Here is a 15268-nt window from a genome sequence, read left to right on the forward strand (position 1 = left end):
GTTGATGGCCATCGTCAATCGATATCAGACCTTGCCCCGAATCACCGCCCGCAAGGCAAACCGGTTCGGGTGGCAGGCCTCGGCGACGCTTCGCGGCAGTGGCAGCGGTTCGTTGTCCAGCCAGGCGGCGATCAGTTCGCCCGACAGCGGCGCGGTGATCAGGCCTCGGGAGCCGTGCCCGCTGTTGACGTACAGGCCGTCGAGCCAGGGGCACGGTGTGTTCGGCACTTGGCGCGCATCCTTGCCCAGGGCCGCGTAGGTTTCGACGAACGCCCGGCTGTCAGCCAGCGGTCCGACAATCGGCAGGTAATCCGGGCTGGTGCAACGGAACGCCGCGCGGCCTTCCAGGCGCTGCGGATCGAGGGTGTCGGCGTTCAGGCGGTCCACCAGATCGTGGGAGATTTCTTCGAGCATCTGCAGGTTGCCGGCGTGCTCGGCGGCGGTGGGGGTCAGGTCATCGCTGTGAAAATCGAAACTGGCGCCCAGGGTGTGCTCGCCCATTCGCGGTGGCGCCACGTAGCCTTCGGCGCAGACCACTGTCGCCAGGCTTTGGCTGCGGATGGTTTGCGCCAGCCGCGTGATCTGCCCGCGAATGCGCTTGAGGGGTAACTCGGCCGCCGGTTCGAAGTGTTTGATCTCGGCAGCGCTGGCGAGGATTGCCACCGGGGCGCTGGCCAGGCAACGTTGGCCGTCCCAAGCCTGCCATTGGCCGTCGACACGTCGCAGTTCAAGCACTTCGCGATGTGGCTGCACGGTAATCGCAGCAGCCGAGGCGTGCCAGCGGCACAGGGCTGGCGGGTGTACCCAGCCGCCTTCGGGATAGAGCAGGCCGCCACAGGCCAGGCCGATGCCGGACTGCGCCGCGGCTTCGGCGCGATCGACAATTCGCAGCAGGCCCGCTGGAAACGCCTCGGCCAGTTGGCGCTGGCGTTGGCCTTCCTTCTCGTTGAAGGCCAACTGCAAGACTCCGCATCCGTCCCAGTCGAGGCCCCGTTGCAAGTTTTCGAGCAAGCGCCGGGTGTAGCCGAAACCGCTGAGGATCATCTGCGACAACGCCGTGCCGTGGGCCGACAACTTGAGGTACAGCACGCCCTGGGGGTTGCCGGACGCTTCCTCGGCCAACCCGGCGTGACGCTCCAGCAAGGTCACTCGCCAGCCGCGAGCCGCGAGACTCGCCGCGCTGGCGCAACCGGCCAGGCCGCCGCCGATCACCAGCGCATGGCGTTCGCCAGCCGGCGGGGCGGGGCGGGCATACCAGGGCTTGGCTGGGGCGGGTTTGGGCACCTGGTCCGGCCAGCCGAGAAATACCCCACGGAGAATTTCCCACTTGTGGCCGATGCCCGGGGTGCGCTTCATCTTGAAGCCCGCCGCATTGAGCAGCCTGCGCACCCAACCGGTGCTGGTAAAGGTGCTGAGGGTGGCGCCGGGCGCTGCCAGCCGCGCCAGTTCGGCGAACAGCTCGGCGGTCCACATATCCGGGTTTTTCGCCGGGGCAAAACCGTCAAGGAACCAGGCGTCGATCTGTCCGTCCAGCTGCGGCAGTTGCTCCAGTGCATCGCCAATCAACAGGGTCAATGTCACTCGCCCGCCCGCCAGGGTCATGCGCTGGAAACCCTGGTGAATCGCGACGTACTGCTCAAGTAATTGATCAGCCTGGCACTTGAGCTCCGGCCACAGGGCAAGGGCTCGACGCAGATCCTCGGGGCACAGGGGAAATTTTTCGACGCTGACAAAATGCAAGCGCGCACCGGTCGGTGCGCATTCTTCGAACAGCTGCCAGGCGCAGAGAAAATTCAGCCCGGTGCCAAATCCGGTTTCGCCGATCACCAGTTGTCCGTGCTCCGCCAGCGCGGCGAAACGCTCGGCCAGGTTGTTCTGCGCAAGGAACACGTAGCGGGTTTCCTCCAGGCCCGACTGGTCGGAGAAATACACGTCGCCGAATACCCGGGAGCGGGGGCGACCCTGGTCATCCCAGTCGAGTTGGGCGTGGTGCTGGATGGGCGTCATGGCTGGCTCGGTCAAAACAAGGTCGCCATTCTAGCCGATCAGCGCGGCAATGCCTGATCCAGGGCAAGCGTGGGCACGTCTGAAGGGAATCTGCTGCGCAGCGGCGTATCCAATCCGCTAGTCTTGCCCCATTCCTGGAAGGAGCTGTCCATGTTCGAATCCGCTGAAATCGGTCACGTCGTCGACAAAGAAACCTATGACGCCGAGGTACCGGCATTGCGTGAAGCATTGCTCGAAGCTCAGTACGAGTTGCATCAGCAAGGCCGCTTCCCGGTCATTATCCTGATCAACGGCATCGAAGGCGCGGGCAAGGGCGAGACGGTTAAATTGCTCAACGAGTGGATGGATCCGCGGCTGATCGAGGTGCGCACCTTCGACCAGCAGACCGACGAGGAACTGGCGCGGCCACCGGCCTGGCGCTATTGGCGGATGCTGCCGGCGAAGGGACGGATGGGAATCTTTTTTGGCAACTGGTACAGCCAGATGCTCCAGGGGCGGGTGCATGGCGAGTTCAAGGATCCACGGCTCGATCAGGCGATCAACGGCGCCGAGCGTCTGGAGAAGATGCTCTGCGATGAGGGTGCGCTGATCTTCAAATTCTGGTTCCACCTCTCCAAGAAACAGATGAAGGCCCGCCTGAAAAGTCTCAAGGACGACCCGCTGCACAGTTGGCGGATCAGCCCCTTGGACTGGCAGCAGTCCCAGACCTACGACAAGTTCGTCAAATACGGCGAGCGCGTGTTGCGCCGCACCAGTCGCGACTATGCGCCCTGGCATGTGATCGAAGGCGTGGATGCCTGTTATCGCAGCCTCGCGGTCGGGCAGATTTTGCTCGAAGGCCTGCGCCAGGCCCTGGACCGACCGAAGATCAGCCCGGAAAAAGTCAACGTGGCAGCATTGCCGGCACTGGACGACCAAGTGACCTTGCTCGACAGCCTCGACATGACGCTGCGCCTGGACAAGGCCGATTATGAGGAGCAGTTGATCACCGAGCAGGCCCGCTTCGCCGGGCTGCTGCGGGACAAACGCATGCGCCGGCACGCCTTGGTGGCGGTGTTCGAAGGTAACGACGCGGCCGGCAAGGGCGGGGCGATCCGCCGGGTCGCGGCGGCGCTCGACCCGCGTCAGTACAGCATCGTGCCGATTGCCGCGCCCACCGAGGAAGAGCGCGCCCACCCCTACATGTGGCGTTTCTGGCGACACATTCCGGCGCGGGGCAAGTTCACCATGTTCGACCGCTCCTGGTACGGGCGGGTATTGGTGGAGCGGGTCGAAGGTTTTTGCAGCCGTGCCGACTGGCTGCGAGCCTACGGTGAAATCAACGACTTCGAAGAACAACTGGCCGATGCCGGCGTGGTGGTGGTGAAGTTCTGGCTGGCCATTGACAAGGAGACCCAACTGGAGCGCTTCCAGGAACGCGAGGAAATTCCGTTCAAGCGGTTCAAGATCACCGAGGATGATTGGCGCAACCGTGACAAGTGGGATGCCTATCGGTCGGCGGTCTGCGACATGGTCGATCGCACCAGCACCGAGATATCGCCGTGGACCCTGGTGGAAGCCAACGACAAGCGTTGGGCCCGGGTCAAGGTATTGCGTACCCTCAACGACGCGCTGGAGGCCGCGTTCGAACGTTCCGCCAGGCAGGCGCGCAAAAAGAAATAGGCCGATGGCGGCGCATACGCGGGGTGAATGATTGTCGCGTTCGGTTATGGGCTGGATTTATCCTCGAATCCACTCCTGAACCGATAACAACAATGAGGTAACCGCCATGCGTGAAGTGGTGATCGTCGACAGCGTACGGACCGGCCTGGCCAAGTCCTTTCGCGGCAAGTTCAACATGACCCGCCCGGACGACATGGCGGCCCATTGCGTCAACGCGTTGCTGGCGCGTAACGATATCGACCCGGCCAGCGTCGAGGACTGCATCGTCGGCGCCGGTTCCAACGAAGGCGCCCAAGGCTACAACATCGGGCGCAACGTGGCGGTGCTCTCGCAACTGGGCATCGGCACGGCCGGGATGACCCTGAACCGCTTCTGTTCCTCGGGCCTGCAAGCCATCGCCATCGCCGCCAACCAGATCGCCTCCGGCTGCAGCGAGATCATCGTCGCCGGTGGCGTGGAATCCATCAGCCTGACGATGAAAAGCGTCAACACTGACAACCTGATCAACCCCTTGCTCAAGGAACAGGTGCCGGGGATCTACTTCCCCATGGGCCAGACCGCCGAGATCGTCGCGCGCCGTTACCAGGTCAGCCGCGATGAGCAGGACCGCTACGCCTTGCAGAGCCAGCAGCGCACTGCCCGGGCCCAGGCAGCCGGGCTGTTCGACGATGAAATCGTGCCGATGGCGGTGAAGTATCGGGTCGAGGACAAGACCACCGGTGCGGTGCAGATCGTTGACGGGGTGGTTGATCGCGATGATTGCAACCGCCCCGATACCACGTATGAAAGCCTGGCCGGGCTGAAACCGGTGTTCGCCGAAGACGGTTCGGTGACGGCGGGCAACTCTTCGCAGTTATCCGATGGCGCCTCGATGACCCTGGTGATGAGCCTGGAAAAAGCCCTGGCATTGGGGCTCAAGCCCAAGGCATTTTTCCGTGGCTTTACCGTGGCCGGCTGCGAGCCGGACGAGATGGGCATCGGCCCGGTGTTCTCGGTGCCCAGATTGCTCCAGGCCAAGGGTTTGCAGATCGGCGATATCGATTTGTGGGAGCTCAACGAGGCGTTTGCATCCCAGTGCCTGTACAGCCGCAATCGGCTGGAGATCGATAACGAGAAATACAACGTCAACGGCGGCTCGATTTCCATCGGTCACCCGTTCGGCATGACCGGCTCGCGGCAGGTGGGGCATCTGGTGCGGGAGCTGCAACGGCGCAGCCTGCGCTACGGCGTCGTGACCATGTGCGTGGGCGGCGGGATGGGGGCAACGGGGTTGTTCGAGGCGGTCAGATAAACGCAGCCCAAGCCTTTCGTGGCGAGGGAGCTTGCTCCCGCTCGGCTGCGAAGCAGTCGCCGCTTTTTTCCTGGGGTAAACCGTAGGGGGCCGCTTGGCGGCCCAGCGGGAGCAAGCTCCCTCGCCACGGGTTTTTCTGCTTAGCTGGCAACCTTGGTCAGCTGCAGCATCCGCTGGATATACGCCGCTATCTCCCGCTCCGCAGCCTCGCGGCTTTCGAACGGACCTTCCTGGGTGCCTTCGCGCGTATCGAAATAGAACTTGCCATTTTCCCGGACGATCCGATCGCTGCTGCGGTAAATCGTCTTGGGAGCATCTGTATCTTCGGCGCGCGTTCCAGGCATTTCGGTCTCCATTGGGGGCTGCGTGGTCGTTTCAATTGAGCATATGTGGTGCCGCCGTTTTGCGCCTTTCCAGCCGATCGACGGCTACGACCCTTACAATTCCATCAGCGTCGCAGCGCCAACTGTCCCTGTGTTGCCGAGCGATTCGGACCTAGAATGCTCGTTCATGTATTGGCTTCGAGGGTTGCATGCACATATCGTCCGGTCGCTGGGTCTACGGCCTGTTCCTCGCCCTGCTGACCGCCTTGTTGTGGGGAATCCTGCCGATCAAGCTCAAGCAAGTGCTGCAGGTGATGGATCCGGTAACGGTGACCTGGTTTCGGCTGACGGTGTCCGGTGGCCTGCTGTTCATCTACCTGGCGGCAACCCGACGCCTGCCCAGCCGCAAGGTGCTCGGCCCCCGTGGCGGTTGGCTGGTAGGCATGGCGGTGCTGGGGCTGGTGGGCAATTATGTGCTGTACCTGATGGGCCTGAACCGCCTGAGCCCCGGCACCGCCCAACTGGTGGTGCAGATGGGGCCGATCATGTTGCTGGTCGCCAGTCTGTTTGTATTCAAGGAGCGTTTCAGCGTGGGGCAGGGCATTGGTTTGCTGGTGCTGCTGATCGGTTTTGCGCTGTTCTTCAATCAGCGCCTCGTCGAATTGCTGACATCCCTGAGCGAGTACACCGCCGGCGTTCTGTTGGTGTTGCTGGCCTCGACTGTCTGGACGTTCTATGCCCTGGGCCAGAAGCAATTGCTGACGGTGTGGAATTCACTGCAAGTGATGATGGTGATCTACCTGTTCTGTGCGCTGTTGCTCACGCCGTGGGTGCATCCACTGGAAGCGTTGCAACTGAGCCCGCTGCAAGGCTGGTTATTGCTGGCCTGCTGTCTCAACACGCTGATTGCCTATGGCGCGTTCGCCGAGGCATTGGCGCATTGGGAGGCTTCGCGGGTCAGCGCGACGCTGGCGATCACGCCGCTGGTGACCTTCGCCGCCGTGGCGATGGCTGCCTGGCGGTGGCCCGACTACGTGCACGCCGAACAGATCAATCTGCTGGGTTACGGTGGGGCAGTGCTGGTGGTATTGGGGTCGGCGCTGGTGGCGCTGGGGCCATCGCTCATCGCCGGGCTCAGGGCCCGGCGCGAACGCCTGGCGCTGGGGCGTTAGCCCTCTGTGGGAGCTAGCCTGCTCGCGAAAGCGGTGGATCAGCCGGCACACGAGTTGACTGACACATCGCCTTCGCGAGCAGGCTCGCTCCCACATGGATTTCAAGTCGGCACAATAACGCAGCCAACCCAAATCCTGTGGGAGCGAGCCTGCTCGCGAAGCGGTATCTCAGCCCAACGAAAACTCAGCCCTGGCCACCCGCCTCCAACATGTTCTCCGGCCTGACCCAGGCGTCGAACTCTTCATCGGTCAGGTACCCCAACTGCACCGCTGCCTCCCGTAGCGTCAGCCCTTCGCCGTAGGCTTTCTTGGCGATCTCCGCTGACTTGTCGTAGCCGATATGCGGATTCAGCGCCGTCACCAGCATCAGACCACGCTCCAGGTGCGCGGCCATCTGCTCGGCATCCGGTTCGAGGCCGGCGATGCAGTGCTGCTGGAAGTTGCTGCAGCCATCGGCCAGCAGGCGGATCGATTGCAGCAGGTTGTGGATGATCACCGGCTTGAACACGTTCAACTGCAAGTGTCCCTGACTGGCGGCAAAACCGATCGCCACGTCATTGCCCAATACCTGGCACGCCAGCATCGACAAGGCTTCACACTGGGTCGGGTTGACCTTGCCAGGCATGATGGAGCTGCCCGGTTCGTTGGCCGGCAATTTCACTTCGGCGAATCCCGCCCGCGGCCCGGAGCCCAGCAGGCGCAGGTCATTGGCGATTTTCATCAGCGTCACGGCCAGGGTTTTCAAAGCGCCGGACAACGTGGTCAGCGGTTCATGACCTGCCAGTGCGGCGAACTTGTTCGGCGCGGTGACAAACGGCAGCCCGGACAGCGCCGCGAGTTCAGCGGCAATCGCTTCGCCGAAACCATGCGGCGAATTCAGCCCGGTACCCACCGCCGTGCCGCCCTGGGCCAGCTCGCAGACCGCCGGCAACGAAGCGCGGATCGCCCGCTCGGCGTAGTCGAGTTGGGCAATGAAGGCGGACAGTTCCTGGCCGAACGTGATCGGCGTGGCATCCATCATGTGGGTGCGGCCGGTCTTGACCAGTTTCATATGGCGCGCCGCCAGTTCCGCGAGGCCGCCGGACAACTCGCTGATGGCCGGCAGCAATTGCTGGTACACGGCCTGGGCGGCGGCGATGTGCATGGCGGTGGGGAAGCAGTCGTTGGAGCTCTGGGACCGGTTGACATGGTCGTTGGGATGCACCGGGCTCTTGCCGCCACGGGGGTTGCCCGCCAGCTCGTTGGCGCGCCCGGCAATCACCTCGTTGACGTTCATGTTGCTCTGGGTTCCGCTGCCGGTCTGCCAGACCACCAGGGGAAACTGATCGTCATGCTGGCCGGCCAGCACCTCGTCGGCCGCCTGTTCGATCAGGCGGGCGATGTCGGCAGGCAAGTCGCCATTGCGGTCGTTGACCCGCGCGGCGGCTTTCTTGACCAGCGCCAGGGCATGCAGCACCGACAGCGGCATGCGTTCGTTGCCAATGGCAAAGTTGATCATCGAGCGCTGTGTCTGGGCGCCCCAATAGGCTTCATCCGGGACTTCAACCTGGCCAAGGCTGTCGGTTTCGATACGGCTCATCGGGTCAAACTCCTGTAGGGCTGAATGCGCAGTTTAGGCCCTGACGGGCGTCACCGGTTCCCTCAATCTAGGGCTGGCCGGTTCGGCCCGTCAATCAGTCGAGCCAAGTACAGGGTTGAGCCCCGGCGTTTTTTAGGCGCAGAATGGTCGCCCTTGGGGTTTTACCTCGCCTGTTAGAAAAGGAAACTCGATGACCCGTCTTCGTGCCATCTGTACCGCAGTTGCTCTGGTGTGTGCCAGCGGCCCTGTTCTTGCCGATACCGCCAGCCACAACGCCAGTGCCGAAGCGTTCCTGACCCTGGCGCACGCTGACAAGCTGGGTACCCCGGTGTACATGCAGGTACAGCAGATGTTTGCCCAGCGCTTTGAGCAGACCAAGGCTCCCGAGTCGAAAAAAGCCACCCTGGAAACGTACCAGGCCAAGGCCAATGCCGCCCTGGACCAGGCGATCGGCTGGAACAAGCTCAAGCCGGACATGGTCAAGCTCTACACTTCCAATTTCAGCGAATCGGAGCTCAAGGACCTGGTGTCCTTCTATCAGTCTCCCCTGGGTAAGAAAGTCCTGGAAAAAATGCCGCAGCTGACCCAGCAATCGGCGCAACTGACCCAGGCCAAGCTGGAAAGCGCGGTGCCGGTAGTCAACAAGCTGCTGGCCGACATGACCGCCGAGCTCGAGCCGAAAGCCGCCGCCCCGGCCAAGAAAAAGCCATAAGCGGAGCCCTGGCATGAGCATGCAACAACGCATTGAATCGACCCTCGGGCTGCTGCAGCCCGAGCACCTGCAAGTGCTCGATGAAAGCCACATGCACAGCCGTGGGCTTGAGACCCACTTCAAGGCAGTGGTGGTCAGCCAGCAGTTCGAGGGGCTCAATCGGGTCAAGCGACACCAGAAGGTCTACGGCACGCTGGGCGAGCTGATGGGTGAATTCCATGCGCTGGCGCTGCACACCTACACGCCTGAAGAATGGGCCCAGCTCGACGCGGCCCCGGCATCGCCGACCTGTGCCGGTGGCAGTAAGCACTGATATTTGAGACAAAGGCTCTTGCTCCTAAAGCCACATGTTTTTTGCTAGAATCCGCAACGCGCCGCTCACCCCGGCGCGTTTTTTTTCGCATCCGGTTCACCCTTTGCGAGGGTAGCCACCTGGAGAGATACCCATGACACCACCGATTGTCGTGGCGGCACTGTATAAGTTCGTCACCCTGGAAGATTACGTCGAGCTGCGTGAGCCCCTGCTCAAGGCGATGCTCGACAACGGCATCAAAGGAACCTTGCTGATTGCCGAGGAAGGCATCAACGGTACCGTTTCCGGCACCCGCGAAGGCATCGACGGGCTGATGGCCTGGCTCAAGAACGACCCGCGCATGGACGACATCGACCACAAGGAGTCGTACTGCGACGAGCAGCCGTTCTACCGCACCAAGGTCAAGCTCAAGAAAGAGATCGTTACCCTCGGCGTAGAAGGCGTGGACCCGAACAAGCGGGTCGGCACCTATGTCGAACCGCAAGACTGGAACGCGCTGATCAGCGATCCGGAAGTGCTGCTGATCGATACTCGCAACGACTATGAAGTCTCCATTGGCACCTTCGAAGGCGCGATCGATCCCAAGACCGCCAGCTTCCGCGAGTTTCCCGAGTACATCAAAGCCAACTTCGACCCGGCCCGGCACAAGAAAGTCGCGATGTTCTGCACCGGTGGCATTCGCTGTGAAAAAGCCTCGAGCTTCATGCTCAATGAGGGTTTCGAAGAGGTCTACCACCTCAAGGGCGGGATCCTCAAATACCTCGAAGAGGTGCCTCAGGAAGAGACCAAATGGCGCGGCGACTGCTTTGTCTTCGACAACCGCGTGACCGTGCGCCACGATCTCAGCGAAGGCGACTACGATCAGTGCCATGCCTGTCGCACCCCGATCAGCGCAGAGGATCGTGCGTCGGAGCATTATTCGCCTGGCATCAGTTGCCCGCATTGCTGGGACAAGCTGAGCGAAAAGACCCGCCGCAGCGCCATCGACCGGCAAAAGCAGATCGAACTGGCCAAGGCGCGCAACATGCCGCATCCGATCGGCTACAACTACAAGCAATCATCTTCCGAGGCTTGAGCCATGGCGTCGCGCCTGCTGTATGTGATGGACCCGATGTGTTCCTGGTGCTGGGGCTTCGCCCCGGTGGCCGAAGCGTTGGCCGAGCAGGCGCAGGCGGCGGGCGTGGAGTTGCACCTGGTGGTGGGCGGCTTGCGCACCGGCAGCGGTTCGGCTCTCGAGCCGACGACCCGACGCTACATTCTCGAACACTGGCAGGCCGTTACCCAGGCCACCGGCCAGCCGTTCAAGCTTGAAGGCGCGTTGCCGGACGGTTTTGTCTACGACACCGAACCCGCATGCCGCGCCTTGGTGACGGCCCGCAGCCTGGCGCCGGACCTGGCCTGGCAGTTACTGAAGCTGATCCAGCAGGCGTTTTATGTACAAGGCCGCGACGTGACCCACGCCAGCGTCCTGGTGGAACTGGCCGAACAGGCCGGGCTGCCACGCATCGAGTTTGCCGCGGCATTCGACCGCGCCGACCAGCATGCCGCCACCGCCGCCGACTTCACCTGGGTGCAAGACCTTGGCATCGCCGGATTCCCTACGATGCTGGCCGAACGGGACGGCCAGTTGGCCTTGCTGACCAACGGCTACCAACCGTTGGACCAGCTGTCGCCATTGCTGGGGCGCTGGCTGGAGCGTGCGGCCTGTGCCTGACCTGCCCGCAGATGACGCATCGACCTCGCGGCGCATCGACCGGTTGAGCTGGACGGAAATCCGTCGCCTGGCCCTTACGCACAAAAAAGCCCTGTGGATCGCCAACGGCGTCGCCGTGCTGGCGACGCTGTGCAGCGTACCGATTCCGTTGTTGCTGCCGCTGCTGGTGGACGAAGTGCTGTTGGGCCACGGCGATGCGGCATTGAAGGTCATGAACCAGGCGCTGCCGAGCGCTTGGCAGAGCGCTGCCGGCTACATCGGATTGATGTTGCTGGTGACCTTGGCCCTGCGCTGCGGCGCATTGCTGTTCAACGTGTTGCAGGCACGGCTGTTCGCCAGTCTCGCCAAGGACATCGTCTATCGCATCCGCATCCGGTTGATCGAGCGCCTCAAGCGGATTTCCCTTGGCGAATACGAAAGCCTGGGCAGCGGTACGGTGACGACGCACCTGGTCACCGACCTGGACACCCTCGACAAATTTGTTGGCGAAACCCTGAGCCGGTTCCTGGTGGCGATGCTGACCCTGGTAGGCACCGCGGGCATCCTGGTATGGATGCATTGGAAACTGGCGCTGCTGATCCTGCTGTTCAACCCGCTGGTGATCTACGCCACAGTGCAGTTGGGCAAACGGGTCAAGCACCTCAAGAAGCTGGAGAATGACAGCACCTCGCGCTTCACCCAGGCCCTGACCGAAACCCTGGATGCGATCCAGGAAGTGCGCGCCGGCAATCGCCAGGGGTTTTTCCTTGGACGCCTGGGCACGCGCGCCCGGGAAGTGCGCGACTACGCGGTGAGCTCGCAGTGGAAAACCGACGCCTCGAACCGCGCCAGTGGTTTGCTGTTCCAGTTCGGCATCGATATTTTTCGCGCGGCGGCCATGCTTACCGTGCTGTTCTCCGACCTGTCGATCGGCCAGATGCTCGCGGTGTTCAGCTACCTGTGGTTCATGATCGGCCCGGTCGAGCAACTGCTTAATTTGCAGTACGCCTACTACGCGGCGGGTGGGGCATTGAACCGTATCAACGAACTGCTGGCGCGCGCCGACGAGCCCCAGTACAGCGGTGGCGTCGATCCTTTCAAGGGGCGCGACACCGTGGGCATCGACATCCAGGGGCTCAGCTTCGGTTATGGCGAGGAAAAGGTGCTCGACCAATTGAACCTGTCCATTTCGCCGGGGGAAAAGGTCGCCATCGTCGGGGCCAGCGGGGGCGGTAAAAGTACCCTGGTGCAACTGCTGCTGGGGCTCTACACGCCACAGTCCGGCAGCATCCGCTTTGGCGGCGCAACGCAGCAAGAGATCGGCCTGGAAACCATCCGCGAAAATGTCGCGGTGGTCCTGCAACATCCTGCGCTGTTCAACGACACGGTGCGCGCCAATTTGTCCATGGGCCGCGAGCGCAGCGATGAGGCTTGCTGGCGAGCCCTGGCGATTGCCCAACTGGACGAAACAGTGCGGGCGCTTCCGATGGGGCTGGAGAGCATCGTCGGGCGTTCCGGCGTAAGGCTGTCGGGCGGGCAACGCCAGCGACTGGCGATCGCCCGCATGGTCCTGGCCGATCCGCGCGTGGTGATTCTCGACGAAGCCACGTCCGCGCTGGACGCGGCTACGGAATACAACCTTCACCAGGCGTTGGCGCGGTTCCTGAGCGGGCGCACCACGTTGATCATCGCCCATCGGTTGTCGGCGGTGAAACAGGCTGACCGGGTATTGGTGTTCGACGGCGGGCAGATCGCCGAAGACGGCGACCATTTGCAGCTGATTGCCGAGGGTGGCCTGTACGCCCGGCTCTACGGTCATTTGCAACAAATACAGCGACCTTGAGTTTCGTGCACTTTTCTGCGCTTAGTATCGGAAAAAAATCAGCCAAATCCGTCGATTCTTCCAAATCTCCATCCTGAGCCGGGCGATCCGAACATCCAGTCCTTCGAAGGGTCGAAAACTAGCCTAGGCTGTTGAGTCAGGAACGGAATTCTCGCGGGTGCTCTATTGGCAATGCCTGTGCAAGGGACCTCATGAAGCAAAAGCGGACTCTCGGAACGCCTCGGTTGTTGGGCATCGTCTGGCCCTTTATCGCCGTCGTGCTATTTCAAGCATTGCTAGGAGGCGTCAGCCTTTATGTCCTGTCCGCAGTTCGCGGCTACGTGGCGGGGGAGAGCCTTTGGTCCAAGGGCCAGAAAGACGCCATCTATTACCTCAATCTTTACGCCGACAGCCGTGACGAGGCGATCTTTCGCAAATACCAGCAAGCCATCGCCGTGCCGGAGGGTGGACACGATCTACGCGTGGCCCTGGATCGCCAGCCGCCGGATCTTGAAGCGGCGCGGGTCGGGATTCTCCAGGGCGGCAATCATCCGGACGACGTGGCCAGCCTGATCTGGTTGTACCTCAACTTTCGCCATTTCAGTTATCTGGAAGAAGCCATCGATCTGTGGACGGTTGGCGATGGTTACCTGACCGAACTGGATAACGTCGCCCGGCAGATGCATCGCAGCATCACGGCGGGAGAAGCCTCCGAGGCCGATGTCCGCGGCTGGAAAGCGCAGATTTTCGCCATCAACGATTCCGTTACCCCTGCTGCCAAGGCGTTCAGCGACGCGCTGGGCGAAGGATCGCGATTTATCCTGCGCCTGTTGCTGGTGACCAATTTTGCCACCGCGCTGGGATTGATCGTGCTGGCGCTATTGCGCACGCACAAGTTGCTGGCGCAGCGACAGGTCTTCGCCAATGCGCTGCAACTGGAAAAGGAGCGGGCGCAGATCACCCTGCAATCGATTGGCGATGGTGTGATTACCACCGACGTCGAAGGCGCCATTGCGTATATGAATCCCGCTGCCGAAGCGATGACCCACTGGAAAGCCGAGCACGCCACCGGGCTGCCCCTGGCGGCGCTGTTCAACCTGCTCGACGACAATGCCCAGACCGAAGGCCTGACCTTGATCGAGCACATCCTCAGCGGACGGCTCGGCGGCGGCAGCGAGCATTCCAAGTTGATCCAGCGACTCGACGGTAGCACGGTGTCGGTGACCCTGGTGGGGGCGCCGATCCGTCATGCCGGCAAAGTCAGCGGCGCGGTGCTGGTGCTGCATGACATGACCCAGGAGCGCCAGTACATTGCCAACCTGTCATGGCAGGCTACCCACGACGCCCTGACCGGCCTGGCGAACCGCCGGGAATTTGAATACCGCCTCGAGCAGGCCCTGCACAACCTCACGCGCCAGGTCGGGCGCCACGCGTTGATGTTTCTCGACCTGGACCAGTTCAAGCTGGTCAACGACACCTGCGGCCACGCAGCGGGCGACGAGTTGCTGCGACACATCTGTGCCTTGCTGCAATCGGGGCTGCGGGAAAACGACACGCTTGCCCGGCTGGGCGGGGACGAGTTCGGCATTCTGCTGGAAAACTGCTCGCCCGAGGCGGCGGAAAAGATCGCCGAGGGCCTGCGCCAGACTGTGCAGAACCTGCATTTTGTCTGGAAAGGCCGGCCATTCGTGACCACCGTGAGCATCGGCCTGGTGCACATCGCCCAAAGCCCGACGACGCTGGAAGCCTCATTGCGGGCCGCGGACATGGCCTGCTATATGGCCAAGGAGAAAGGGCGCAACCGGGTCCAGGTCTACCATGCCGACGACTCGGAGTTGTCCCTGCGTTTTGGCGAAATGGCCTGGGTGCAGCGCTTGCACATGGCGCTGGAGGAAAACCGTTTCTGCCTCTACGCCCAGGAAATCGCCGCGTTGGGCCCGGGTGACCACGATGGCGGGCATATCGAGATCCTGTTGCGCCTGCATGACGAGGCAGGGCGAATGATCCTGCCGGACAGCTTCATTCCGGCGGCGGAGCGCTACGGCTTGATGACCTCGCTGGACCGTTGGGTCGTGGAGAACGTATTCAAGATCATTCGCCAATGCCTGAATGAGTCGCGGCAAGGTCCGTTGGCCATGTGTGCGATCAACCTGTCAGGCACCACCATTGGCGATCAGGCGTTCCTGGATTTCCTGCGTAAACAGTTCGCTGCCTACTCGATTCCCCCGGAAATGATTTGTTTTGAAATCACCGAGACCAGTGCCATTTCAAATCTGGGCAGCGCGATTCGTTTTATAAACGAACTCAAGAGCTTGGGTTGTTACTTCTCGCTGGATGACTTTTGTGCCGGAATGTCTTCATTCGCTTACTTGAAACATTTACCTGTAGACTTCCTGAAGATCGATGGGAGTTTCGTAAAGGATATGCTGGACGACCCGATTAACCGGGCAATGGTCGAGGTGATCAATCACATCGGCCATGTCATGGGGAAGCGCACCATTGCCGAGTTCGTGGAAACGACTCAGATCGAACAGGCATTGTTGGAAATCGGCGTGGATTTCGCCCAGGGTTATGTCATCGAGCGTCCACAACTGTTTACTTGTGACACGTTGCAATGCCGGCCGGCCAGGCCTCAGCCACTGTTGTTCAAGGCCCCCGGCACGTTTCGCTGAACCTCTTGTTGATCCGAAAAAA

The 15268-nt window shown here is 61.9% G+C and carries 12 protein-coding genes; 9 read left to right on the top strand and 3 right to left on the bottom strand.

Annotation, left to right across the window (positions count from 1 at the left end):
• Positions 1–24 precede the first annotated feature (24 nt).
• Positions 25–2007, bottom strand: coding sequence for a bifunctional tRNA (5-methylaminomethyl-2-thiouridine)(34)-methyltransferase MnmD/FAD-dependent 5-carboxymethylaminomethyl-2-thiouridine(34) oxidoreductase MnmC (gene mnmC / locus J3P94_RS08710; protein WP_434572697.1), 1983 nt, complete (start codon positions 2005–2007; stop codon positions 25–27).
• Positions 2008–2157: 150 nt separating this feature from the next.
• Between mnmC and pap the strand changes: the two genes are divergently transcribed.
• Entirely contained in the window at positions 2158–3669 is a 1512-nt protein-coding gene (pap, locus tag J3P94_RS08715) for a polyphosphate:AMP phosphotransferase (protein ID WP_434572699.1), read from the top strand.
• Positions 3670–3775: 106 nt separating this feature from the next.
• A complete protein-coding gene (locus tag J3P94_RS08720) occupies positions 3776–4960 on the top strand; it encodes a thiolase family protein (RefSeq protein WP_434572700.1) in 1185 nt (394 codons plus the stop codon).
• A gap of 140 nt (positions 4961–5100) precedes the next feature.
• Here J3P94_RS08720 and J3P94_RS08725 read toward each other — a convergent pair whose 3' ends face one another.
• Positions 5101–5304: a DUF6316 family protein gene (locus tag J3P94_RS08725; protein ID WP_305499671.1), complete on the bottom strand. Its 204-nt coding sequence runs from the start codon at positions 5302–5304 to the stop codon at positions 5101–5103.
• Between the two features lie 188 nt (positions 5305–5492).
• Here J3P94_RS08725 and J3P94_RS08730 point away from each other — a divergent pair, with 188 nt between their 5' ends.
• Positions 5493–6455, top strand: coding sequence for a DMT family transporter (locus J3P94_RS08730; RefSeq protein ID WP_434572703.1), 963 nt, complete (start codon positions 5493–5495; stop codon positions 6453–6455).
• Between the two features lie 184 nt (positions 6456–6639).
• On the opposite strand, the gene J3P94_RS08735 is transcribed toward J3P94_RS08730, so the two are convergent.
• On the bottom strand, positions 6640–8034 hold the full coding sequence (locus tag J3P94_RS08735; RefSeq protein WP_305499673.1) for a class II fumarate hydratase: 1395 nt from the start codon (positions 8032–8034) through the stop codon (positions 6640–6642).
• Positions 8035–8224: 190 nt separating this feature from the next.
• Between J3P94_RS08735 and J3P94_RS08740 the strand changes: the two genes are divergently transcribed.
• The 6 genes from J3P94_RS08740 to J3P94_RS08765 all read left to right on the top strand — a co-directional run bounded on the left by J3P94_RS08740 (position 8225) and on the right by J3P94_RS08765 (position 15246).
• Complete coding sequence (locus tag J3P94_RS08740) at positions 8225–8746, top strand: DUF2059 domain-containing protein (protein WP_030141033.1); 522 nt, start codon at positions 8225–8227, stop codon at positions 8744–8746.
• A gap of 13 nt (positions 8747–8759) precedes the next feature.
• On the top strand, positions 8760–9059 hold the full coding sequence (locus J3P94_RS08745) for a BolA family protein (RefSeq protein WP_434572705.1): 300 nt from the start codon (positions 8760–8762) through the stop codon (positions 9057–9059).
• Positions 9060–9192: 133 nt separating this feature from the next.
• Entirely contained in the window at positions 9193–10134 is a 942-nt protein-coding gene (locus J3P94_RS08750) for a rhodanese-related sulfurtransferase (RefSeq protein WP_434572706.1), read from the top strand.
• Between the two features lie 3 nt (positions 10135–10137).
• On the top strand, positions 10138–10773 hold the full coding sequence (locus J3P94_RS08755) for a DsbA family protein (RefSeq protein WP_434572708.1): 636 nt from the start codon (positions 10138–10140) through the stop codon (positions 10771–10773).
• On the top strand, positions 10766–12595 hold the full coding sequence (locus J3P94_RS08760) for an ABC transporter ATP-binding protein (RefSeq protein ID WP_434572710.1): 1830 nt from the start codon (positions 10766–10768) through the stop codon (positions 12593–12595). The genes J3P94_RS08755 and J3P94_RS08760 overlap by 8 nt, the downstream gene beginning before the upstream one ends.
• Before the next feature lie 191 nt (positions 12596–12786).
• The gene (locus J3P94_RS08765; protein WP_434572712.1) at positions 12787–15246 is read left to right on the top strand and encodes an EAL domain-containing protein; all 2460 of its coding nucleotides are present in this window, start codon (positions 12787–12789) and stop codon (positions 15244–15246) included.
• The last annotated feature ends 22 nt before the right edge of the window (positions 15247–15268 follow it).

Origin of the sequence: Pseudomonas sp. Z3-8 (assembly GCF_051131975.1) — a bacterium.
Taxonomy (GTDB): domain Bacteria; phylum Pseudomonadota; class Gammaproteobacteria; order Pseudomonadales; family Pseudomonadaceae; genus Aquipseudomonas.

Coding starts and splice junctions, on each gene's coding strand:
- J3P94_RS08720 (WP_434572700.1), top strand. CDS start 3,776: ATGCGTGAAGTGGTGATCGTCGACAGCGTACGGACCGGCCTGGCCAAG.
- J3P94_RS08765 (WP_434572712.1), top strand. CDS start 12,787: ATGAAGCAAAAGCGGACTCTCGGAACGCCTCGGTTGTTGGGCATCGTC.
- J3P94_RS08750 (WP_434572706.1), top strand. CDS start 9,193: ATGACACCACCGATTGTCGTGGCGGCACTGTATAAGTTCGTCACCCTG.
- J3P94_RS08755 (WP_434572708.1), top strand. CDS start 10,138: ATGGCGTCGCGCCTGCTGTATGTGATGGACCCGATGTGTTCCTGGTGC.
- J3P94_RS08745 (WP_434572705.1), top strand. CDS start 8,760: ATGAGCATGCAACAACGCATTGAATCGACCCTCGGGCTGCTGCAGCCC.
- J3P94_RS08740 (WP_030141033.1), top strand. CDS start 8,225: ATGACCCGTCTTCGTGCCATCTGTACCGCAGTTGCTCTGGTGTGTGCC.
- pap (WP_434572699.1), top strand. CDS start 2,158: ATGTTCGAATCCGCTGAAATCGGTCACGTCGTCGACAAAGAAACCTAT.
- J3P94_RS08730 (WP_434572703.1), top strand. CDS start 5,493: ATGCACATATCGTCCGGTCGCTGGGTCTACGGCCTGTTCCTCGCCCTG.
- J3P94_RS08735 (WP_305499673.1), bottom strand. CDS start 8,034: ATGAGCCGTATCGAAACCGACAGCCTTGGCCAGGTTGAAGTCCCGGAT.
- mnmC (WP_434572697.1), bottom strand. CDS start 2,007: ATGACGCCCATCCAGCACCACGCCCAACTCGACTGGGATGACCAGGGT.
- J3P94_RS08725 (WP_305499671.1), bottom strand. CDS start 5,304: ATGCCTGGAACGCGCGCCGAAGATACAGATGCTCCCAAGACGATTTAC.